The 23740-nt window shown below is 29.1% G+C and carries 16 protein-coding genes; 12 read left to right on the top strand and 4 right to left on the bottom strand.

What is annotated here, in order from left to right; all coding sequences use genetic code 11:
* The first annotated feature begins 16 nt into the window (after window positions 1-16).
* The 4 genes from BM119_RS10350 (at window position 17) to BM119_RS10335 (ending at window position 7994) form a co-directional block, all read left to right on the top strand.
* Complete coding sequence (locus BM119_RS10350; protein WP_090041227.1) at window positions 17-697, top strand: helix-turn-helix transcriptional regulator; 681 nt, start codon at window positions 17-19, stop codon at window positions 695-697.
* Between the two features lie 425 nt (window positions 698-1122).
* Complete coding sequence (locus tag BM119_RS10345) at window positions 1123-4650, top strand: S8 family serine peptidase (protein WP_177199387.1); 3528 nt, start codon at window positions 1123-1125, stop codon at window positions 4648-4650.
* Window positions 4651-4694: 44 nt separating this feature from the next.
* Entirely contained in the window at window positions 4695-6050 is a 1356-nt protein-coding gene (locus tag BM119_RS10340; RefSeq protein ID WP_090041226.1) for a peptidoglycan-binding domain-containing protein, read from the top strand.
* A 153-nt stretch (window positions 6051-6203) separates the two neighbouring features.
* Entirely contained in the window at window positions 6204-7994 is a 1791-nt protein-coding gene (locus BM119_RS10335; protein ID WP_090041224.1) for a heme NO-binding domain-containing protein, read from the top strand.
* Window positions 7995-8157: 163 nt separating this feature from the next.
* Here the strand turns inward: BM119_RS10335 and BM119_RS10330 are convergent, their stop codons facing one another.
* Entirely contained in the window at window positions 8158-9207 is a 1050-nt protein-coding gene (locus BM119_RS10330) for a YkvI family membrane protein (RefSeq protein ID WP_090041222.1), read from the bottom strand.
* A 120-nt stretch (window positions 9208-9327) separates the two neighbouring features.
* On the opposite strand from BM119_RS10330, the gene BM119_RS10325 reads away from it, so the two are divergent.
* From BM119_RS10325 to BM119_RS10310, 4 genes are all read left to right on the top strand, one after another.
* Entirely contained in the window at window positions 9328-10368 is a 1041-nt protein-coding gene (locus tag BM119_RS10325; RefSeq protein WP_090041220.1) for a hypothetical protein, read from the top strand.
* Window positions 10369-10543: 175 nt separating this feature from the next.
* A complete protein-coding gene (mnmL, locus tag BM119_RS10320) occupies window positions 10544-11470 on the top strand; it encodes a tRNA modification radical SAM protein MnmL/YtqA (RefSeq protein ID WP_090041218.1) in 927 nt (308 codons plus the stop codon).
* Between the two features lie 200 nt (window positions 11471-11670).
* Window positions 11671-12615: a PucR family transcriptional regulator gene (locus BM119_RS10315; RefSeq protein WP_090041217.1), complete on the top strand. Its 945-nt coding sequence runs from the start codon at window positions 11671-11673 to the stop codon at window positions 12613-12615.
* Between the two features lies 1 nt (window position 12616).
* On the top strand, window positions 12617-13324 hold the full coding sequence (locus BM119_RS10310) for a 2-phosphosulfolactate phosphatase family protein (RefSeq protein WP_090041215.1): 708 nt from the start codon (window positions 12617-12619) through the stop codon (window positions 13322-13324).
* A gap of 608 nt (window positions 13325-13932) precedes the next feature.
* On the opposite strand, the gene BM119_RS10305 is transcribed toward BM119_RS10310, so the two are convergent.
* Window positions 13933-15108, bottom strand: a complete 1176-nt coding sequence (locus tag BM119_RS10305; RefSeq protein ID WP_090041213.1) for a class I SAM-dependent rRNA methyltransferase — start codon at window positions 15106-15108, stop codon at window positions 13933-13935.
* Between the two features lie 212 nt (window positions 15109-15320).
* Between BM119_RS10305 and BM119_RS10300 the strand changes: the two genes are divergently transcribed.
* The 3 genes from BM119_RS10300 to BM119_RS10290 all read left to right on the top strand — a co-directional run bounded on the left by BM119_RS10300 (window position 15321) and on the right by BM119_RS10290 (window position 20237).
* Window positions 15321-17240, top strand: a complete 1920-nt coding sequence (locus BM119_RS10300; protein WP_090041211.1) for an ABC-F family ATP-binding cassette domain-containing protein — start codon at window positions 15321-15323, stop codon at window positions 17238-17240.
* A 316-nt stretch (window positions 17241-17556) separates the two neighbouring features.
* A complete protein-coding gene (locus BM119_RS10295; RefSeq protein WP_090041209.1) occupies window positions 17557-18408 on the top strand; it encodes a CPBP family intramembrane glutamic endopeptidase in 852 nt (283 codons plus the stop codon).
* Window positions 18409-18662: 254 nt separating this feature from the next.
* Window positions 18663-20237 (top strand): [FeFe] hydrogenase, group A, encoded by a 1575-nt coding sequence (locus tag BM119_RS10290; protein ID WP_090041208.1) that lies wholly within the window; start codon window positions 18663-18665, stop codon window positions 20235-20237.
* A gap of 276 nt (window positions 20238-20513) precedes the next feature.
* Here BM119_RS10290 and BM119_RS10285 read toward each other — a convergent pair whose 3' ends face one another.
* Together BM119_RS10285 and dusA are read right to left on the bottom strand one after the other, a co-directional pair.
* Window positions 20514-20726: a (2Fe-2S)-binding protein gene (locus tag BM119_RS10285; protein WP_090041206.1), complete on the bottom strand. Its 213-nt coding sequence runs from the start codon at window positions 20724-20726 to the stop codon at window positions 20514-20516.
* A gap of 210 nt (window positions 20727-20936) precedes the next feature.
* Window positions 20937-21974, bottom strand: coding sequence for a tRNA dihydrouridine(20/20a) synthase DusA (gene dusA, locus BM119_RS10280; RefSeq protein WP_090041204.1), 1038 nt, complete (start codon window positions 21972-21974; stop codon window positions 20937-20939).
* A gap of 293 nt (window positions 21975-22267) precedes the next feature.
* On the opposite strand from dusA, the gene BM119_RS10275 reads away from it, so the two are divergent.
* Window positions 22268-23287, top strand: coding sequence for a glycoside hydrolase family 25 protein (locus tag BM119_RS10275; RefSeq protein ID WP_090041202.1), 1020 nt, complete (start codon window positions 22268-22270; stop codon window positions 23285-23287).
* The last annotated feature ends 453 nt before the right edge of the window (window positions 23288-23740 follow it).

The raw sequence follows: 23740 nt of genomic DNA, 5'->3' as shown, positions 1-23740 counted from the left end.
TGAGAGGTAAAGTAAAGTGAGTAGGGTTGGAGAAAAAATAAAGATAGCAAGAGAAGAAAGTAAAATGACTCAAAAGCAACTAGCTAAAAAATTAGGCGTTGCAGAAAGTTTTATAAATGAGCTTGAGCTAGGAAGAAAAATTGCCAATGAACAAGTTTTACAAAGAATATCTAAAGCTTTAAATAAAAATGTTAATGATATTGGTATGTCTTTTGAATCAGAGGTGTTTAAAGAGGAAAAAGCTCCTTCATATTCATCTATAAAAAAAGATAAGTCAAAAGATGGTGAGACTAAAGATATATGGAACCAAGCTTTTGGAGATGTATTGAGAAATGTACCAATATATAAATATGATTTAAGAAAAGCTATTGGTTATAGGGAGTTACCAGTTCATTCTAATAAAATAGAGGGATTTGCTCAAGATAAGGTAATGTTTTTAGAAATAGAAAATGATGAAATGCTAGGTTATAGAATGCAAAAGGGAGATATAGCATTTTGCCATAGTATAAAAGAAATAGAGAATAATTCTCTATGTTTTATAGAATATAATGGTATACGTGCTGTAAGGTATATAAAAAGATTAGATAATTCAAAGCTTCTAATATTAAGCAATAAAGGTACTATGCAAACAGAAACTGTTTATATAAAAGAAGTAACACCTATAGCAAAATTATTAAAATTAGAAATTAAATTATAATAAGGCACATGAAAGAAAATAACAAGTCCAAGATGCCATGTCTATTTTGTGTCAGACAAGGAAGTGATATTAGTTCATAGCATAGACTATGGGCTAATATCGCTGACGAAGTATGACACAAAATAGACTAGCATACTGACTTGTTATTTTTTTGAATGTGCCTAAGAAGCTTATATGTAAGACTCTAAAATATTGTCTTATATATAAGCTTTTTTTTATTTTGTAGAAGATATTATATATTTGAGAAATACGTTATATAGTGACAAGTGGCAAGTTAATGATGAAATAAGAACTATTTTTAAAGAAGATCTGTGATTTTCAACCTCAACTTGTCACTTGTCACTGAGTAAAATGGATTTTAATATAAATTTTAATAACTATTTACCATATTTAACATAATTATATAATGATAATGATTTTGGGGGATGATTACAATAAAAGGAGATGCGCTCTTAGGTTTAATACAAAATTTACCACCAAATTTAAGAGAAACACTTATAAAACGTGTTCAAAGGGAAAAGTTTTTACAAGGTAAATTAGAATTTATGGCTATAGTTGGGGATAATGTGGATAAAGTGGATAAGTCTGTGGACAAGGTTGGAGGAACCTTTGAAAATCTAGGATTTGGATTTGGAATAATAACTTTGCCTGTGGATAACTTGGAAAATTTAGCACAGATAGAAGGTGTAGGTTATGTTGAATTACCTCAAACTTTATATACAACTGAATTTTCTAGTAATAAAGCATCTTGTATACCTGATTTATGGGATCTATATAAATTAACAGGAAAGGGTGTAATGGTTGGGGTACTTGATTCAGGTATAGACTATTTACATCCTGCATTTATAAATAAAGAAGGAAAAACAAGAATAAAATATATATATGATTTATCTCAAGTTGGGGTAATTTACACTGAACAGGAAATAAATAAAGCTATAGAATCTGAAAATCCATACTCAATAGTTAATCAAAGAGATCCAAATGGTCATGGAACACATGTAACAAGTATAGCCTGTGCCGGAGGAAACATAAGAAGAGAACTTTATGGAGTAGCTTATGAGAGTGATATAGCTATGGTGAAGCTTACTCCAGAGGGAATGTTAAATTATACAAAGAGCACAGTCATAATGAGAGGAATAAAGTTTTTACTTGATAAAAAAAATGAAAATAATCAGCCACTAGTTATAAATTTAAGTTTCAGCACCAATGATGGAGCACATAATGGAAGTAGTGTAATGGAGCAGTATATAAATACAGTTTGTAATGCAGAAAATATAACTTTTGTAGTTGCGGCTGGAAATGAAGCAGATAGGGGGCACCATGTAGGCGGAATGCTTAGGAAGGAACAGAATATTTCTTTAAATATTGGAAAAGAAGAGACAGGCATAATATTTCAGTTGTATAAAGGAATTCTAAGTGATATTAGCATAGAGCTTAAAAATCCATCTGGAATAAGTACAGGAAAGTTTAGAATAAAGGAAGGGTTTAGAGAAGGGAATGCTGGAACAGATAGAGTTAGTTTTTATTATACAGGACCTAAACCATTTAATATAAGTGGAGAAATTATTATAGCAATACTTCCTGAAGTCTCAAATTATATAAATGATGGAGTATGGACAATAAAAATATATTTGGATAATGACTATTCAAGTAATTTTGATATATGGTTACCAATTGCTGAGGGATTAAATACAGCTACTAAGTTTTTGAAACCAAATGTTTTTAATACATTAGGAATACCAGCTACAGTACAAAATGTAGTTTCAGTAGGGAGTTATGATTATGCAACTGGTAATATTTCTTCATTTTCAGGAAGAGGTGGTGAAGGTAATCCTGTATTAAAACCAGATTTAGTAGCACCAGGAGAAAGTATTCAAGGTGCGATACCAGGTGGAAGATTTGATACTAAAACTGGCACATCCATGGCAGCGCCTCAAGTTGCAGGAATTTGTGCCCTTTTCATGCAATGGGGAATGATAGAAAGAAATGACCCATTTTTATATGGTGAGAGGTTAAAATATTATTTGCTCAGAGGTGCAAAAAGGAACAGGCAACTAACAGTATATCCCAATGTAACTTGGGGATATGGGACAGTATGTGCAGACAATAGTCTTCAACTTTTAATAGATGAGAGCTTTAGTAGAAATTTAAATAATGAGTATAGGGGATTCAGAATGAACTGTGGTGATTTATATGTAGATTCTAATTATACCAATTATGTAGTTGAATACAATGGTGATATTCTAGGTGCATTAGAAAATATAGATTTTGCCTGTGGCTTTATACTAGATGATAATTTTGCAATTGTAACAGTTCAAACGGGTAAAGAAAGGAGATTATTAAAAGAGGTTAAGGAAATTGTTTATTTAGTACCTAAGATGCCATATACGCTAAATTCAACACCTATAGAAGCTGCGCAAATAGATAAATTTAATGATAATAAATATCTAAATTTAAGAGGAAAAGGGGTGTTAATAGGAATTGTTGATACAGGCATTAACTATCTAAGTAGAGAATTTATGTATGAGGATGACACAACAAGAATTTTTTCTATTTGGGATCAAACAGTGAGCATAGGACCATCACCAGAAGGGTTGATTTTTGGAACAGAGTATACAAGTGAAAAGATAAACGAAGCTATAAAGGCTAATGAAAGAAATGAAAATCCATATTCAATAGTTCCATCATTTGATGAAATAGGGCATGGAACAAGTATGGCATGTATTATAGCAGGAAGAGGATACAATCCTCAAGTTAGGGGTGGAGCACCGGATTCAGAGCTAGTAGTAGTAAAGTTAAAAACAGCGAATAGTAGACTTGATATAAATATAGAGGATCCGGTATATGAGGGGACAGATTTGATTGTTGGTATAAAATATTTGTTCAATATTGCAAGAGCTTTAAATAGACCAATGGTAATATATATACCATTAGGTACAAATCTAGGACCACATGATGGGAACAGTGTAATAGAGAGATATATTGATGATGTTTCAAGAGTAAGAGGAATTGTTGCTGTAACATCAACAGGAAATGAAGGAGAATCAGGAACACATGCTGCAGGTGAAATTGATGAAACTGGAGATTTTCATATATTAGAACTTAAAGTATCACCAGAGCAGAAAAATTTAATGTTTGAGGTGTGGGCTACAAAACCGGATAAAATATCATTAGGCATAGTTTCGCCTTCGGGAGAAGTAATTGAAAAAATACCAGCCAAATTACAAGAGGTAGAAGAAATAAAGTTTGTATATGAAGGTACTAGAGTTACTGTAGAATACTTTTTACCAGAAGAGCTTACAGGAGATGAGTTAATAAGGGTAACAATGAGGGACTTAAAGGAAGGGATATGGCAATTTAGAATTATAGGTGATTATATAGTTAATGGAACATTTAATGCTTATCTTTTACAAAGAAAATTATTAAGGGGAGATACAAGATTTTTAAATTCAACTCCATATGGAACATTAACGCCACCTTCAACAAGTAGATATATAATATCAACATCTTTTTATAATCAAAATAATAATTCTATAGTTGCAGTTTCTGGAAGAGGATTTACAAGAGATGAAAGAATAAAGCCAGATATAACTACTGGAGGAATCGATGCGAGAACAATTTCTAAAAATGATAGTGTAATAACAATAAGTGGAGCAAGTGTAGCATCAGCTACATTAGCATCAGCATGTGCTTTAATGCTTCAATGGGGAATTGTGGATGGAAATGATCCAACTTTATATGCTCCTAAACTTAAAACTTATCTAATAAGAGGTACGAATAAGCGTCCCGGAGACGTTTATCCAAATAGAGAGTGGGGATATGGTATGTTAAGTTTAGAGGGAGTTTTTCAAAGCATAAGAACTAGATGTTCAAGTTGTGAAAGTATAAATTTTTTGCCTGATGATTTAGACGAATTAAAATCTATGGTATTAGACCGTAACAAAGAAGTGTAAAAATTCATATTATATACAGTATTAGTAATAAAAGGGGAAAGATTATGTCAAAAGGTTTTTTAAAAGCTCAACTATTCAGTGGGGATGGTTTTCTACCTTTAGATGGAGCTAAAATAACAGTAACAAACACACAAGATATAGGTTCAAGACAAATAGAAGTAGATCTGAAAACAGATTCTTCTGGTTTATCTCAAACTATAGAAATAGAAGCACCTAATATAGAATACTCTCAGACTCCAACAGGTAAAATACCATATAGCTTTGTAGATTTAAGATTAGAAGCAAGAGGATATGCGGATGTTATGATAAAAGGAGCACAAATATATCCTGATATTACAGCACTTCAAAGATTCAACTTAACTCCAGATACAGGGCTTACTAGAGCTCCAGAAAGAATAATAATAGTCGAGCCCAATACTTTATTAGGTGGTTTTCCTCCTAAAATTCCAGAAGATCCGGATAAACCATTACCACCAACAACTGGTGGGGTAGTTCTTCCTCAACCTGTAGTTCCAGAATTTATTATAGTTCATGCGGGTAGTCCTAATGATCCATCTGCACCAAATTATACGGTTAGATTTAGAGACTATATAAAGAACGTTGCATCATGTGAGATATTTGCTACTTGGCCAGAAACTACAATAAGAGCAAATGTATATTGTATAATATCATTTACACTAAATAGAATATTTACTGAATGGTATATATCAAAGGGTAAAAATTTTGATATAACAAATTCAACAGCATACGATCATGCATTTAACTTTGGAAGAAATATATACGATAATATAAGTAGAATTGTAGATGATATTTTTTCTACGTACATTAGAAGGCAAGGAGCAAAACAACCATTACTTGCACAATATTGCGATGGAGTAAATGTTAAGTGCCCAGGATGGCTAACACAATGGGGAAGTAAGTTTCTTGGAGATGAAGGGAAAATACCATTTGAGATTTTGACCCATTTCTATGGAAATAACATTGACTTGGTTAGAGCGGAAAAGGTAGAAGGAATTCCTAGATCGTGGCCGGGATATACATTGGTTTTGGGAAGTGTAGGAGAACCAGTAAGAACTGTACAATTATATTTAAACAGGATTGCCAAAAATTATCCACTTATACCTAAAACCGCTGTTGATGGAGTATATGGTCCTAGTACAAAAGAATCTGTAAGAGTATTTCAAGGAATATTTTCACTTACACAAACAGGAAATACAGATTTTGCAACATGGTATAAAATATCAGAGGTATATGTTGGAGTAACAGAAATTGCTGAACTTAGAGGGGGGGAGTTAAATAATTCTATAGAAAAGAAATTTATACCACCAACTAACTTTAATAGGTATGATGATGAAAATATTCCAAATATAACTTATTGGGATGATTTAAATAATATCTAAAGAATTTCAATATAAAAGATAAAAGAGAGGTATACTCTCTTTTATTTTTTATGAAAATATTGTAAGATTAAATTAATAATATTTAGTTTGTAATATTTATTAATAAATATATAATATTAACATATTTAAATAATTTATATGGGGGTAGAAACTATGAAAGGAACAGTTGTGTCTACATGGATTAAAACATGTAGAAGATTATATGGTGAATCTGTTGTAGATGAAGCAATGGAAAGTAATGGTTGGAACAAAGATAAATTCTTTACACCTGTGGAAACTGTTGAAGATGAAAAAATTAAATCAGTTATAAGAAGTATAGCAAATCAAAAAGGAATGGATATAGGTAAGTTGTGGAGAGAAATTGGTCGTGATAATTTACAGACCTTCTATAAAGATTACCCTGCACTTTTTGAACATGATAATTTATATTCTTTTTTAAGATCTTTATTTGATATACATGTTGTAATGACTAAAAAGTTTAGTGGAGCAAAACCACCATTAGTAGGAATAGAAGCTATATCATCAAGAGAAGTATATTTTACTTATAGATCTAAAAGAGGAATGTTCGATTATTTCATGGGACTTTTAACAGGTAGCTGTGAACATTTTAATGAGAAGGTTGATATAAAACAAGTTGAAAAAAACTCTGAATATTTGAAATTAAAATTAACTTTTAGTAAGGATATATATTATAAGAAGAAATATATTTTAAATAATATGCTATCCTTTGGATTTATTAAGAGTTTTTCAGGAAAGATAGCGCTAGCAACATTTATACCTATAATTATATTATCTATAATACTTGCAGGCCCAGTTAAAGGTATAATTATATCAGCATTTTCCTCTATAATAAGCTTTATAGTATCTAGCTTACTTATAAGACCAAAGGAGGATATTTTAGAAGAATTAAAAAGAATTAATTCAAATAAATATTTTCACGATGGTAAAATATGCACAAATGATTTCTTTGAGCAAATTTATGATGAACTAAAAGTTTACGGAAAGGTCGTAAGATCCGATTTCACAGGATTTAAAGGAATTACTGATGAAATGAATTCATTTGTTTCAACAATAAATGAAATTTCAGAGAATATGAATTATACATCAGGAGAGATATCTGGTGTAGTTGAACAAGTTGCCACTGGTGCTGTGAATCAAGCTGAAAATACAGAGGAAGCAGTTTCAAGATTAAATGGTAACATAGAAGCATTAAAAGGAATAGTGCAAAACGAAAATTCTAATAAAAAAGAATTAGAAAAAGCTATGGATAAAATAAATAATAGCTTTAGCAATGTTGACAATGCTTCAAAAAATATAGAAACAACATTAGAAAGCTTTATGAAGGTTAAGGAAAAAGGTGCAAACTTACAAGGTAAAGCTCAAGATATAACAAGTATAGTATCAATAGTATCTGATATAGCAGAACAAACTAATTTATTAGCTTTAAATGCATCTATAGAAGCAGCTAGAGCTGGGGATCAGGGAAGAGGATTTGCAGTGGTAGCAGAATCAATAAGAAAGCTTGCAGAGCAATCTAAAGAAGCTGTTAGAGATATAAATTCAAATCTTGCTAAATTTGTTGATGATATAGGGATGCTTGTTGGAAACATAGATAGTCAATACAAAGTATTAGAAGATGAAACAAATAGTTTGAGCGTAGTTAGAGATATAAGTTATGAGGCGACTGTGTCAATACAATCTGTTTCAGAATCAATGATTCAAACAATTAGTGAATTAAATAAAGAAGCTGACTCTATAGCATCTATTTATGATACTATAGAATCATTATCAGCAATTGCAGAAGAAAATTCAGCATCGTCAGAAGAAGTAAGTGCAAACGTAAGTAAGTACACAGAAGAAATAAGAAGGCTTATAACAAATATTGCTGATTTTAAAAAGGTTACAAATCAATTCAAAAAAGACTTAGAAAAATATAAGATTTAATAAAAAAGCTATCTCTTTAAAGAGATAGCTTTTTTTAGTGACAGTGACAAGTGAATGAAGGTTTTATTCCGGTGTCCAGAAAAACTAATAATTAAATTTTAGACTTTTCGTAGAAAAGTCATCCCCAACTTGTCACTTGTAACTAACTAACTTGTAACTTAAATTATTTATCTTTTATAAAAAAGAAATATAATAGTTGAAACATAAATATTAAACTTATAGCACCAAAGAATGGATATATAATGGATATTAAATTTCCAAAGCCTATCTGGGATATAGGTAAAGCAAGTAAAAGTACTATAAAAATACCTTTTTTAAAGGAAATTTTAAATTTTGTCTCTAAGGTTTTAGCAATACTATATATGTCAGAAACTTCAGTTGAAAACATTTCACACCATATAATAACTAATAATACTATCTGAACTATTTTACCAAATCTATTACTTATATATAGTAGTGGAATTTCATACTCATATATATACGGTATATTTGACATTAGCATTATGTTTATAAGAACACAAAGTATAGAAAGAACTACAGAGCCTATTATTAGGCCACTAATTATGTTTTTTTCATCCTTCATTTCCTTACTTAAAGGAACAAGTACACCACTACAACAAAGTAAATTAAAACCGGCATATAAAAGGCTAGATATGAACCAGTTATTTTTAGGATGAGGAGTTGAGATTAGATGGTTAAGACTAATCATATCCTTACAAAATATTGTATACAAAATAAATATTGATACAATAATAGTTATTAATGATGGTACTATAAAGCTGTTAATTTTAATTAGACCAGAGGTATCTTTTAATAGAACTAATGATGAAAGCAGTGCCATTAAAAAAATACCTACCCACCTAGAAACTCCAAAATATTGATGGAGAAGTGCTCCACTACCAGCTAAAATTATAGCTGCACTACTAATAAGAAATAAAGTTGTTATAAAATCAATTATTTTTCCAAGAAACCCTGGACTTACAAAAGTTATAAATTCGTTATATGAATTTAGATCATATTTTATACTTATAGAGGCAATTAAGCTACTTATAAGTATATATAGAAGTCCACATGCAATTATGCCAAAAAAACTAGCAAATCCATAAGATGTGAAAAATTGAGTTATTTCTTTACCGGAAGCTAAGCCCGCACCAACTACTGTACCAATAAATACAGCAGCACATTGAAAAACCAACGTTGAGCTCTTTTTCAATAGTAATCCCTCCTAAAAATGATTATCTGTATAATATATAACTTATATAAAGGAAAAATGAATTTATATTATGTTTTTTTGGAAACATATTATAGATAATTTAAATAAGGAGGAGTTTTTATGAAAAAAGGTTCTTATATTATAATGATTTTAAGTATAATATGCATATTAGTTTCATGTTCTAGTGGTAAGCAACATAATGATAATGAGTTCAATTCAAGGGAAGCTCAAGATGTACTTGAAAAATACATGGATGCCATTGAACTTAACGATTTAGATAAAGCAAAAACATTTTTAGCTGATGAACAATTAGAGAAGCTTAAGACTCCAGAAAAGTCTAAATTAAAAACAAGCGGATGGAATATGGAAGATTCTATGTTAGCTGGAAGTGCAGCATTATTTAAAGTTAGCTCATCATCTTTTTTAGATGAAAATCCATATTCTGTAGTAGAGGAAGTAAGCATTAAAGTTGAAAAGATAGATGATGAATATAAAATAAGTGATATAGGGGCAACTAATATTAAAGAGGCTTTTATGGATAAAGATGAAATAAGATTAAGGCAAAAAGACGCTGTAAAAACTCAACTTGTAATAGATCTCGAAAAGATGCCTTCATATACATATTATAAGGATGATGTAGCTAAGTTTAATAAAATAGATGTGCCAAGAGAGAGTTTTGATGTAATAAGTTTGAGTTTTTCTGGAAATAAAATGGCAATATCATCTAGTGATAAAGCAAGCTATGTTGGTATAGTAGAGATAGAGGATTCAGTTCCAACTGAAGGAGAAGAGCAAGGTCAACAAAGTAGTGGGGAGAGTAAAAAAATGACCCCTAAAGAAATACCAATAGGCAAAAAAATTACGAATATAGATTTAGTGGATGATGTAAAGATAAAGGAAATGGCTTTTTGTAAAAGAGAAAAATTTTTAGCTGTTCAATATGAAGGCAATGAAAAATTTCTAAAATGTTACAATGCAGAATCGGGGGAAGTTGTTTCTAAAACTTTAGAGGAAGAATTTCCGAAGTCAAAGTATGATGTTGTGTTTTCAAAGTTTAAGCTTGATAAGTTAATTTTTGATGTTAAGTCAAAACAAGGGGAAGATGAAAAAGATGGAAATTATGAGATGGAGTTAGAAGACTTTGAAATAGAGAAATTATAATTTATACTAATAGATAGTAAGAATTTATAGAACTAATCTTCATTCAGATGGTATTTTTAAAATCATCTGGATGTGAGATGAGGTAATCTAGGAGTATATAACCTTGTTATTCAACACCTTGTAAGAGGGTAATGGTATATAGGTGAATACATCAGATAAATGAAAGGAATATAATATGAAGAAAATGTGGGGAGAAAAAAGATATAAAAGCTTAAATTATTTTTTAAGAGAGAAGTTTGGAGAAAAGGTTTTTAAGATATCTTTAGATGGAGGGTTTACTTGTCCTAACAGAGATGGAAAAGTTTCTATAGGAGGATGTACATTTTGTAGTTCCAAAGGATCAGGAGATTTTGCAGGAAATAGTAGTATTTCAATAACTGATCAATTTTATAATATAAAAAATATGATGAGGAAAAAGTGGAATGGAGAAAAATATATAGCTTATTTTCAGGCTTATACAAATACTTATGGTACAGTAGAGGAACTAAGAAAAAAATATAATGAAGCTATAAAAGAAGAAGGTGTTGTAGCATTAGCAATTGCAACAAGACCAGATTGCTTAGAGGAGGATATTTTAGATTTACTTAAGGAGTTTAGTGAAAAAATATATTTATGGGTAGAGTTAGGGTTTCAAACATCTAGAGATGATATAGGTAGAAATTTTAATAGAGGTTATGATAGAGATGTGTTTGATAAAGCAATAGAGGGCCTTAGAAAAAGAAATATAGAGGTTGTTGTACACACTATATTTGGATTACCAGAAGAAAACCCAGAAGATATGTTGAATACAGTAAAGTATGTTATATCAAAAGATATACAAGGAATAAAATTGCATCTCCTTCACTTGATGGAGGAAACTGCAATGGTGAAAGATTATGAAGAAGGGAAGTTAAAATTTTTAGAAAAGGATGAATATGTAAAGCTTATATGTGAAGCTATTTGTTTACTACCCAAAGATGTAGTTATACATAGGTTAACAGGAGATGCACCAAGAGATAAGTTAATAGGACCCATGTGGAGTCTTAAAAAATGGGAAGTATTAAATGCAATAGATAAATATTTAGAAGATAATGATTTATATCAAGGAAAATATATAGATTAATTTTAAAAAATGCTTAAAATCTTTAATAATTTTATTATTATGAAGGATTATTAAGCATTTTTTATTTTATTTACTTAGATTTTGATACTATAATTAAGGAAGTAATTTCACAAATAAACAGGTATATGGTAATATTTAAGTGAATAAATTCCATATATAGCAACTAATACAGTATTAAGATATACATAGGGGGGATATGGGTGTATTACTTTAAAGACTTCTTAAGGGAATTATCAGTAGATACTAACATGATGTTTAGTATTGAATGGAAGGATAAAGAAGATATTTATTATTGTGGATTAGATATAGATAAAGAAAATAGCTCATGTACCGAATTGAGTTTAGGAGATGATAAGTATATACTAAGGGTAAAGAAAAGTGAAGAAGCTTGTTTATCTATTTTAAAGTATTATATTGAAAATAAATACTCTGAACTATTTTGTTTAAGAGAGCAATTTTTTACGGATGTAATACAAGGAAATAAAGTATACTTGGAAAAAATTAATGCAATAGAGCCATTTTTAAAAGGTGGCTGTACTTTAATGATTATAAATGTTGATGGCAGCAAGTATGAGGCATTAAATATTTTAAAAGAGAAATATGATGAAAATAAAATCACTAGTATGATATACGATGAAAGTTTAATAGTCATTGGTATGTTTGAAAATAAAAAATTAGAATGCAAAATAATAAAAGAATTATTAAGTAGTAAGTTATGTTGTAAATGTGCTATAAGTTATGGTCATGATTCCTTTAGTGTAGAAGATTTTAAAATATCTTATGAGGAAGCTAAGGATGCAATGATATTAGGTGAGAAAATAAGTAATAAAGATGAAATATATAGTTATAATGAAATGTTTTTTGAAAAAGTTATATTTAATATAGATGATAATATAAAAAAACAATACTTAAATGAATTTAAAGAGACATTTGATAGTCTTGATGAAGAAATGATAAACACAATTGAAGAATTTATAAATTGCAATTTAAATATAAGTGAATCAGCTAAAAATTTATATATACATAGAAATACTTTAATATATAGATTAGATAAACTATCAAAAGATACAGGTTATGATATAAGAATTTTTAAAGATGCCACAGTATTTACAATAGCATTTTTAATTTGGAAGGGGATAGAGTAACATGAAGATTGATTTAATTATATCAGCTGATGATATAAGTGAAGTAAAAACAAAGGGAAAAACAGTGGTTGTTATAGATATGCTTAGAGCAACATCAGTAATAACTACGGCACTAAATAATGGAGCAAAAAAAGTAATTCCATTTTTAACAGTAGAAGAAGCATTAGAGTATAGCAAAGATAATAGGAAGAATTTTATACTTGGTGGAGAAAGAAGAGCAGTAAAGATAGAGGGATTTGACTTATCTAATTCACCACTTGAATATGTAAAGGAACTTGTAAATGATAAGGTAGTTATAATGACTACAAGCAATGGGACAAGAGCAATAAAGGGTTGTGAAAATGCAAAAAATCTATTAATAGGTGCTATGATAAATGCTAAAGCTATAGCAAAAAGAATAATAGAATTAGATAATGATGTTGTATTTGTTAATGCAGGAACCCAAGGACAGTTTTCTATGGATGATTTCATATGTGCAGGATATATGATAAAACTTCTAGAAGAAAATGATAATGTAGATTTAACAGATGTAGCATTTACAGCAAAACATATATATGAAAGCCATGAAGATATTCAATCATTTATAGTTAATGCAAGACATTATAATATTATTAAAAGTCTTGGATTAGAAGAGGATTTAGGTTATTGTATGAAAAAGGACATACTAGATATAGTTCCTTTTTATGAAAATGGAGAGATTATTATATAGAACTTTAAATAGTGACAAGTGATAAGTTAATGATGTTTTTTTCACGTTGTTTGGAAACTTAGAATGATATGAACAGTCAGCTAGTTTAAGTTGATTAGACCTGATTTGACATTAAGTTGTATTTTAGATGAACATTTTTATAATATAAAATTATCTTAATGAAAATAGAATGATAAGTGATAGTAAACTATTATATGAATCGCAAGTATTCTTAGTGAAAAAATATTGCTTCTGTTAAGAACTTCAATTGTTGAACGTAGTAAGTAATATATTTTTTTCTATTTAGAATACTAGGTGAAATTTGCTTTTTTACGGTTATTATAATTCTATTTTTGTGTTTAGATAAAGTTATTATGCTTTTATGAGTTTCTATTTTTAAATAGATATATATTAAAAATGAGTGGGTATAAGTATTAGCAAACTATCTGGCGAGCATTAATCATTCTTGTTATAAAAAATATTTATGGCGTTAAGAATTCCAATTGTTTGAGCAAAGTGAGTTATTGGAATTTAGCCATAAATATTTTTTATAACTTAGAATGATATGTGCAGCCAGCGAGTTTGCGTTGCTTATACCCACTCCTTTTTTATTTAGATGAAATTACTTATTAATAAACTTGGAATACGAAGAATTTTAAGTAGTATGATTCATCTGAATTCCAAAGTATAGGATGATCACAAGATTGAGTTCTAAATTCCACTTGTCTTAAGCATCTTTTAGCATCTACAGCAGCATCAGCTATTGTTTTTCTCAAAAGATCCTCTTTCATGTAGTGTGAACAAGAGCAAGTTATAAAATATCCACCTGGTTTAACCATTTTTAAGCCTCTAAGGTTTATTTCTTTATAACCTCTAGTTGCTCCTTTTACTGCATTTCTTGACTTTGTAAATGCAGGAGGATCTAATATAACAACATCAAATTGTCTGCCTTCTCTTGACCATTGAGGAAGAACATCAAATGCATTATGACATTCAAATTTAACAACATCATCAAGATTATTAAGTTTAGCATTTGTAGTTGCACAATCAATTGCATGTTGAGATACATCTACTCCTAAAACAGATTTGGCACCTGCAATACCAGCATTTAAAGCAAATGAACCAGTGTGTGTAAAGCAATCTAAAACTTCAGCATCTTTACAAATTCTATGTATTGCAGCTCTATTTTCTTTTTGATCTAAAAAGAAACCTGTTTTTTGACCATTAGCTAAGTCAACTATGTATTTAACACCATTTTCTATTATTTCAACATTAGTATCGAAAGGTTCTGTTAAAAATCCTTTTGTTTGCTCTAAGCCTTCAAGTTCTCTTGTACCAATGTCACTTCTTTCATAAACACCTTTGGCATTATAATCTTCAACTAATATTTTAACAATAGTATCTTTGTATTTATCCATACCTAAAGTTGAAAGTTGGATTACGTAATAATTTTCAAATTTGTCTATAGTAAGACCAGGTAAAAAATCAGCTTCCCCAAAAACAAATCTACAGCTTGATGTATCTATAACCTTAACTCTATAATCCCAAGCTGCTTTCATTTTTCTCTTAAAGAAATCTTCATTTATTTCCTCATCTAAATCTCTTGTCATTATTCTTATAGCCATTTTAGAAGCGTCATTTATGTAGCCTTTTCCTAAAAATTGACCTTTATCTGTATATACTTCAACTATATCGCCATTAGTATATTCACCATCATATATATTTATTTCATCTGAGTATACCCAAGGATGACCCTTAATAACTCTTTTGCCCATTCCTTTATGTAAAAAAAACTTACAAGCCAAAATATTCATCTCCTCATACTTAAATTACTGTTAGAATTATACCACAAAATTAATATAAATAATCAATTTAGGTACATTCAAAAAAATAACAAGTTAGTATGCTAGTATATTTGACTTATTATTTTCTTTTATGTGCCTTATAGATGTTGTTTAAAAAAAGCTCATGTTGTATATTGTTTATATGACAATACGTACATAAGGAAGGAGAACTTATGAATTTAATTACTATAGAAAATTTAAGTAAAAGTTACAGTGAAAAAATACTTTTTGATAATATATCTTTAGGAATAAATGAAGGAGATAAAATAGGTATCATAGGAATAAATGGTACAGGTAAGTCAACATTTTTAAAAATCATTGCAGGTGTTGAACATTCAGATACAGGAAATATAGTTAAGGGCAATAGTGTAAGAATAGAATACTTATCTCAAAACCCAGAATTTGATTTTAATGCAACAGTGTTGGAGCAAGTATTTAAGGGTAATTCTAAAGAAATGAAACTTTTAAAAGAATATGAGGAAGTATTACATAAGGTATCTACTGGAGATAATACATTGCAAAATATACTTATAAAGATCCAAAGTGATATAGATACATTAAATCTTTGGGCACTTGAAAGCGAAGCTAAAACAATTCTTACAAAGCTTGGGATAAACGACTTTACAGCTAAGATTGGAGAGTTATCAGGGGGCCAAAGAAAAAGAGTAGCATTAGCCAGTGCTTTAATAACTCCATGTGAATTACTTATATTAGATGAGCCTACAAACCATATGGATAGTGAAACAATAGATTGGCTTGAAGAATATTTGAATTCTAGAAAAGGTGCACTACTTATGATAACTCATGATAGATATTTTCTAGATAGAGTTACTAATAGGATAATAGAAATAAGTAATGGCAAATTATATGCATATGAAGGAAACTATAGTATATTTTTAGAGAAAAAAATAGAAAGAGAAACCTTAGAAGTTGCAGAACAACGAAAAAAAGAAAACTTATATAGAAAAGAATTAGCTTGGATAAGAAGAGGGGCTAAAGCTAGAACTACAAAACAAAAAGCAAGAATAGATAGATTTGAAGATTTAAAAGATGATATGGTAAGTGAAAATCAGGAACAACTTGAACTTTCAGTTGTTGGATCAAGACTTGGTAATAAAATAGTAGAAATCAATGAAATAAGCAAAGCTTTTGGAGATAAAGTTTGTATAAGAGATTTTTCTTATATTTTATTGAAAAATGATAGAATAGGAATAGTTGGACCAAACGGAGAAGGAAAATCAACTCTTATGAAAATAATAAATGGAGAAGAAGTGGTTGATAGTGGATCTATAGAGATCGGAGAAACTGTAAAAATAGGATTCTTCTCTCAAGAAACATATCACATGGATGATTCTCTTAGAGTTATAGATTATGTTAAGGAGGTTGGAGAATATTTACCTTTATCAAATGGAGATAAAATAACAGCATCTCAAATGCTTGAGAGATTTTTATTTACTCCAACAGCACAATATACTCCAATAGGGAAATTATCAGGTGGGGAAAAAAGAAGATTATATCTTTTAAGAATTCTTATGTCTGCACCAAATATATTACTCTTAGATGAGCCTACGAATGACTTAGATACAACAACCTTAACAATACTAGAGGATTTTATAGATGGATTTAACGGACCAGTAATAACAGTTTCCCATGACAGGTATTTTTTAGATAGAATATGTAACAATATATTTTCATATGAGGGAAATGGATTAATTAAAAGGCTTAATGGAAATTATACTGATTATCTTAAAGAAAAAAAATCCACAGAATGTGAAAAGAATAGTGCTAAAATCGAAAAATCTGTGGATAAAAAAGCAAATGATGTGAACAAAAATAAAAAAGAGAAACCATTAAAGTTTTCATTTAATGAACAAAGGGAATTTGATGAAATTGATAGTGTGATAGAATCTATAGAAGAAAAAATAGAAAACATAGAAAATCAAATCAAAACAACAACAAGTGACTTTGTAAAGCTTCAAGAATTATTAGAAGAGAAAGAAAAGAAAGAGGCATTATTAGAAGAGAAGATGGGAAGATGGGAATACTTAAACGAATTAGCAGAAAAAATAGAAGAACAAAAAAGAAATAAATAAACACAAAAAGCATTGATGGCTAAATTCTAATAACTTGCTTCGCTTCGAACAAATTGGAATTTTTAACGCCATCAATATTTTTTTGCTTTAATAGGATATTATAAAATTTCGAATCTGTGAACAACTTTATTAAGTGATGAAACATATGGAATTGTTAAATAAATTGAGAATTGATGATTGACAATTAAAAAAGGGCGTAGCTTTTTTTATAAGTTAGCCAGATAGTTAAGATGTATTTAATGGTAATATATTTAATATTAGTATAATATAAAATATATTAACAAAAAATTAATATACTAGTTTTAGGAGGTCACATATGAGAGAATCTAAATTGTTAAAACCACTTAAATTTTTAAGTGATATTGAACATGGAAATATAACTTTTAACTTAGGAATATGGGGAAGTATAGGCGTATTAATTCTTTTCCTCCTATTTGGAGATCTTTTAATTTCATTACCATTATATATAAAAAAACAAACAACCTTTATGATAATAGTTAGAGTATTATTAAGTCTAGTATTGTTAATATTTGTGCTTTGGGCAGCATCAATGGTTGTAGGTACAAAATCAGAGAATATAAGTAATCATAATACACCAAGTAAAAAAATATTTGTTTATTTTGCATTATTGCTAATTGGGTATAGACTTTTTTTTGGAGGAACTATATCACATATATTAGATTTAATACCACAAAGTAGTATCATTGAATATTTAGGTGAAAGTCTAGAAAATGATACAGTTTTTATGATGTTTACTGTAATTGTTATAGCGCCTATAAAAGAAGAGTTTTTAATGAGAGGTATAATATGCAATGGACTATCTAAGAGATACTCTAATAAAGTTGCAATATTAGTTTCGGCATTTATGTTTGCATTAATACACCTTAATATACAGCAAGGAGTGAATGCGTTTTTATTAGGTGTTATTTTGGGATATGCATATTTAAAAACAAAATCATTATACCTAACTATTTTTCTTCATATGTTAAATAACACTATAGTATTTCCACTCTCAATACAATATGTATTAGGTGGAGCAGTACAGATTGTGTATTCTGCTATAGCCGCTATTATTGGACTAGCTTTGATTTATAAATATTATAATAAGTTAAAACTTAGTTTGGATTCTAAGGATGTTATTGTAGTTGAACAAAATTTACAAGTTTAAATTTAAAATATATTATAAAAAACTAGAGGATTTCGTATGAAGTTTTCTAGTTTCTTTTTATGTATAAGAGTTTGTAACGAAGTTTAAATATGTGGATAAATTTAAAAATATAGAATGTGTATGTTTTTTCAATTTTTTACTCTCGACTTTCCACTAAAAAAGTAGCGTAACTATTTTTTATAATGAATATGTAATAAAAACTAGATTATTTGATTAAGTATTAAGTAAGAATAATAAATAGGAGTTTATGTATTTTGAGTAAATCTAAAGGTAGACAAGTTACACAAAATGAAAACATTATAGATATAAACAAGAAGAAGTGTATAGGATGTACTGGTTGTGCTATTGGATGTACAGATATAACAGGTATTTCAGTGTTAAAAGTAACAGACGATGGGAAAAGGACAGTTGTACCTAAAAAAGGTACCTTTAATAACACAGGGTGCATCTACTGTGGTCAGTGCACACTTATATGCCCAACAACTGCAATAAACGTTAGAAATGATGTGAATAAGGTTAAAGAAGCTTTAAATAGTGGGAAGTATTTAGTTGCAATATCAGCTCCAGCATTAAAAGCAACATTAGGAGAGGAGTTTGGATTACCAATAGGTACAGATGTTGAAGGGAAAGTCCAAGCCTCAGCAAGAAAATTAGGATTTCAAAAGGTTTTTGATACAGATTTTGGAGCAGATATGACAGTATTAGAAGAAAGTAATGAGTTAATAAAAAGATTAAGTACTAAAGAGAATTTACCTATGTTTACATCTTGTTGTTCAGCGTGGGTAAGATGGGTGGAGTTATTCAAACCTGAAATTATAAATAATTTATCTACAAGTAAATCACCACAACAAATGATGGGTGCATCAATAAAAACATACTTTGCAGAAGAATTTAAAATACTTCCTCAAAATATATTTTTACTTTCAATTAAGCCTTGCACAGCAAAAAAATACGAAGCTGAAAGAGAAGAGATGGGGAGAGATAATTATAAGGATATAGATGCAGTGCTTACTGTTAGGGAATATTCAGAGCTTTTGAAAGAAAAGGGCATTGATATAACGGCAATAGCAAGTGAACAATCAGACAGTTTTATGGGAACTTACACAGGAGGAGCAGCTATATTTGGAGCATCTGGAGGAGTTATGGAAGCCACATTAAGAGCTATTGCTTATTATTTAAAAGATGATATAAGTAAGATAAATGATATAAGATTTAATAGTATTTATGGAACAGAAGGAGCAAAAGAATCATCTATTTCTATAGGGGGGAAAATCATAAAAGTTGCTGTAATAAGTACTACAAATGAAGTTGAAAGGTTTTTAAAAGATGACAAATGGAAAGAATATGATTTTGTAGAAGTAATGGCATGTCCCGGAGGATGTATAAATGGAGGTGGAACTCCTAGAATACTTAAAAAATCTGAAATTACAGAAAGAAAGTGTATTAGGTGTGGAACTTGTGTGGAAAATTGTCCTGTAGGAGCAATTGAATTTAATGCTAGGGGATATGCGGAAACCTCAAAAGAAAAGTGTGTTGGGTGTACTTTATGCAGTAAAATATGTAGGACAAAAGCAATAAACATAATAAATTATGATAAATCTACAGGGGAATCTCTAAAAGAAAGTTATATAAAACTCAGGGCAAATGTTCTTAAGAATATTGATAAAAAGTCTATTAAAAAAGTTTCTGTTGAAAATAGTGAACTAAAAATTATGTATGAAAAATATATGGGTGAACCTGATGGAGAAAAGGCTCAAAGTCTTCTCCACACTAAGTATACAGACAGAAGCAAGGATTTAATTGTTCAAATGAGAAAGAAAAAAAGGTAACATTTTAAATTATATAAATTGGTATATGCGTATAATGTTAAAAATTATTTTAAAGAAAAGGAAGGGTCAAGCATTAAAATAGTTGAAGGTTGAAAGTGGAGAGCTGAGAGTAAAGGATGTTTTTCTTCACTCTGTTTAGAAAAACTAATAATTTAATATTTAATTCTAGATTTTTCGTAGAAAAATCAACCTTAACTTTCCACTTTCCACTCTCAATTTTCAAGTTAATATTAAGTGCATTCAGATAGATTATGTTGCTTATACACATTCACTTTTTTAGTTCTTACTTTGTTCTATAAGATCAATGATTTTATTTTTGCATCTACTACCACAACATCCACCAGTAGTTGCTTTAGTTGCATCTTTAACTTTATCTAATGTGTCAGCACCATTTGAAATAGCATCTTTAATTTGTGCTCTAGAAATAGCTTTACATATACAGACTTTAGTTAATTTATCCATTAATTTTTCATTATCTATATTTGACATTATATGACCTCCAAAATTCAAAGTGATTATATTTAATAATTGTTACTTAATAATTATTGTTAAATATATTTTAGTACATTATTTTATAATAATCAATAGATATATGAAAAAATAATATATGCAATATTAAGGCACATTCAAAAATAACAATAAGCCAGTATACATGGCATTTTTGACTTGTTACTTTCTTTCATGCGCCTGAAATAAAAACTATTTAAAATATAAAGTTTCTTCAGGAAGAGATTTTAATGCTAGTTTTACCCTCTCTGATGCTTTCGTATCTTTAAAAGGAGGGCTTATAAGTTGTTTCCATTGTTTCGTTCCTTTTTCATTAAAAAATAATGCAAGTGTATGTTTAAGAATTAAATTAGGGTTTTCACCTTTGTTTTCAAGATCTTCAACATAGGGAAGAACCCAGTTTATAATATCAGCTCTAGAAATATTGCTATCTAAATTGCTATCGAAAAATTTATCTGCGGATCTAAGCATAAATGGGTCTTCATATGATGCTCTTCCAATCATAACACCATCAACATATTTTAAATGGTTTTCTATATCATCAGGGGTTTTTATACTACCATTTATATCTATATTTAAATGAGGAAAATCCTTTTTAAATTTATATACATCTTCGTATCTTATAGGGGGAATTTCTCTATTTTCCCTAGGACTTAAGCCTTTCAGTATAGCTATTCTTGCATGAATTGTAAACCTGTCTATTTTAGCAGCTGATATTGTATCAACAAACTTTACCATATTATCATACCTATTAATAATTTTTGGAGAAATGTTATCTGGAAGTATACCGGTGCCATCTATACCTATTCTATGTTTAACAGTTACAGGTTTATTTGTTGCTTCTTTCATAGCAAAAAGCATTTCTTTTACTAATTCAGGATAAGCCATAAGACATGCTCCCATGCTATTTCCAGAAACTCTATTAGATGGACATCCTACATTTAAATTTACTTCGTCATAATCCCATGAATCGGCTAATTTAACAGCTTCATATATTTCATCAGGAGTTGAGCCAGCAATTTGTAGTGAGAGAGGTTTTTCAATTTTATTAAAATCTAGTAATTTATTTAAGTCACCATTTAAAATAGCTTGAGAAGTAATCATCTCAGTATATAATAATGATTTTTTAGTTATACCACGTAAAAAGTATCTAAAATGTCTATCAGTTCTATCAACCATAGGCGCAATGCTTATCTTTGGTGTAGTTACTTTAGAAATATAATTATTCATATTTTTGCTCCTTGTTTTTAATAGATTTAAAAATTATCTTTTATTAAATATTAAAAAATTATTCTTAATTTAATTTATCATAAGTTTATAAAATTAGCTATTATGGTAGTTGAAGGTTGAAAGTAGATTTCAACCTTCAACTCTCGACTTTATATAGTCCACAATTTTGAGTAATGATAAATTTGTAGTAACAAGTGATAAATTAATATATTGATAAATTTAAAAGTAGTAACAGTTTCATACTAAATCCAATAAAATACAGTATAATCACTATATTTATATTGGAGGAAACAATGCAAGATAGAAATCCCAAAAGTTTATTTGGAGCAGATATAAATGAATTTAGTCAGGGCGTAGATTTTAGAACTTTAGCAACGAAGCTAGATTTTTTATATTTAAGATCATCAGGGTCAGGATCAGGAGCATTTAGAGTGGATAAGAAATTCTTGGAGTTTGCTAGTGGTGCTAGAGGTTTTGGAATACCTGTAGGTGCATATCATTATGCTTTTCCATACAGTGATTTAACCACAGCAGATAGTCAGTGTGATGATTTTATAGACATTTTACAGCAAGGGTTTGGAACAGAAAATTTTGGAGATTTATTTCCAGTTTTGGATGTAGAAGCTCCAGTGGAAAAAACAATTTCAACTAAAACCCTTTTAAGCTGGGTTGAAAGGTTTAAGAAAAGATTTGAAAAAAGAACAAGAAGAAGATTAATGATTTATACAGGAATATTTTTTATACAATTATATGATGATTTCTTATATCCAGGTAGAGGTCATATACTATCCAATATGCCTCTTTGGATTGCACTATATCCCGAAATAAAAGGAAATCCACCATATCCACCTAATGCAGGAGGTTGGACTAGATGGACTATTTGGCAGTATACAGAAAAGGGAAAAGTTGATGGAATAGAATCGTTGACAGATTTAAATTGGGGACCTAATAGTATAGATTACTTAGTTCAACCTAGAAATGTATTAGGATTAAAAGCATATAGAGTAAAAAATAAAATTTATGTATCATGGACTCCAAATAAAGATGTTGATTTATCGGGATATAATTTATATTTAAATGGCTTATATGCTGGAACTGTTGGTAAAAAAGTATCTAATTTTGTTATTGATGTAAATAAATTCACTATCCCTAAAGATTTAGATTATGAGGTTCAAATAGAAGCATTTGATGCAGTTGGAGAATTTTCACCTAGTCGAAGTATTGTTACATTGCCAAGAAATGATAAGGTGAGAAGTAGTGATGAATCTGGTATATATTATGCTTATCCAGATATAATAATGAATGCAAAATAAGTATTTAAATAAAACAATAGACATGCGTTTTTGAAACTGCATGTCTATTGTTTTTATATTGAGAAATTATTACTACTAATAAATAAATTTAGAGTATTTTGTATTTTGGGGATATCTTTTTTTGAAATTACAAATGAAGCTTCGTTTGTCAAATAATCTTCGTCATCATAGTTATTATAGAGAATCTTTAGTACATGATAATTATCTGAGTACAAGGTATAACTGCATATTGATCTCCACTCTACAAAACAATTCTTATTAATACCTAGAAAAGAAGTTTTTAATGAGATACCATCTTCTGTTATGACTAGACGTTCTGTAGATTTATCAAATCCTTGAAGGAAGCATATAGCTAATAGCCAACATAGACAACAATTAAAATTTAATGGATATTTAAGCATAATTGTTTTATAAGATATGAAGAATAGTAATATATACATTATGCAATAAATT

The sequence above is a fragment of the Clostridium frigidicarnis genome, assembly GCF_900111985.1.
Classification (GTDB): Bacteria; Bacillota; Clostridia; order Clostridiales; family Clostridiaceae; genus Clostridium_Z; species Clostridium_Z frigidicarnis.
Note: the sequence above shows the minus strand (reverse complement) of the source record. Positions and strands in the feature narration are given on the sequence as shown.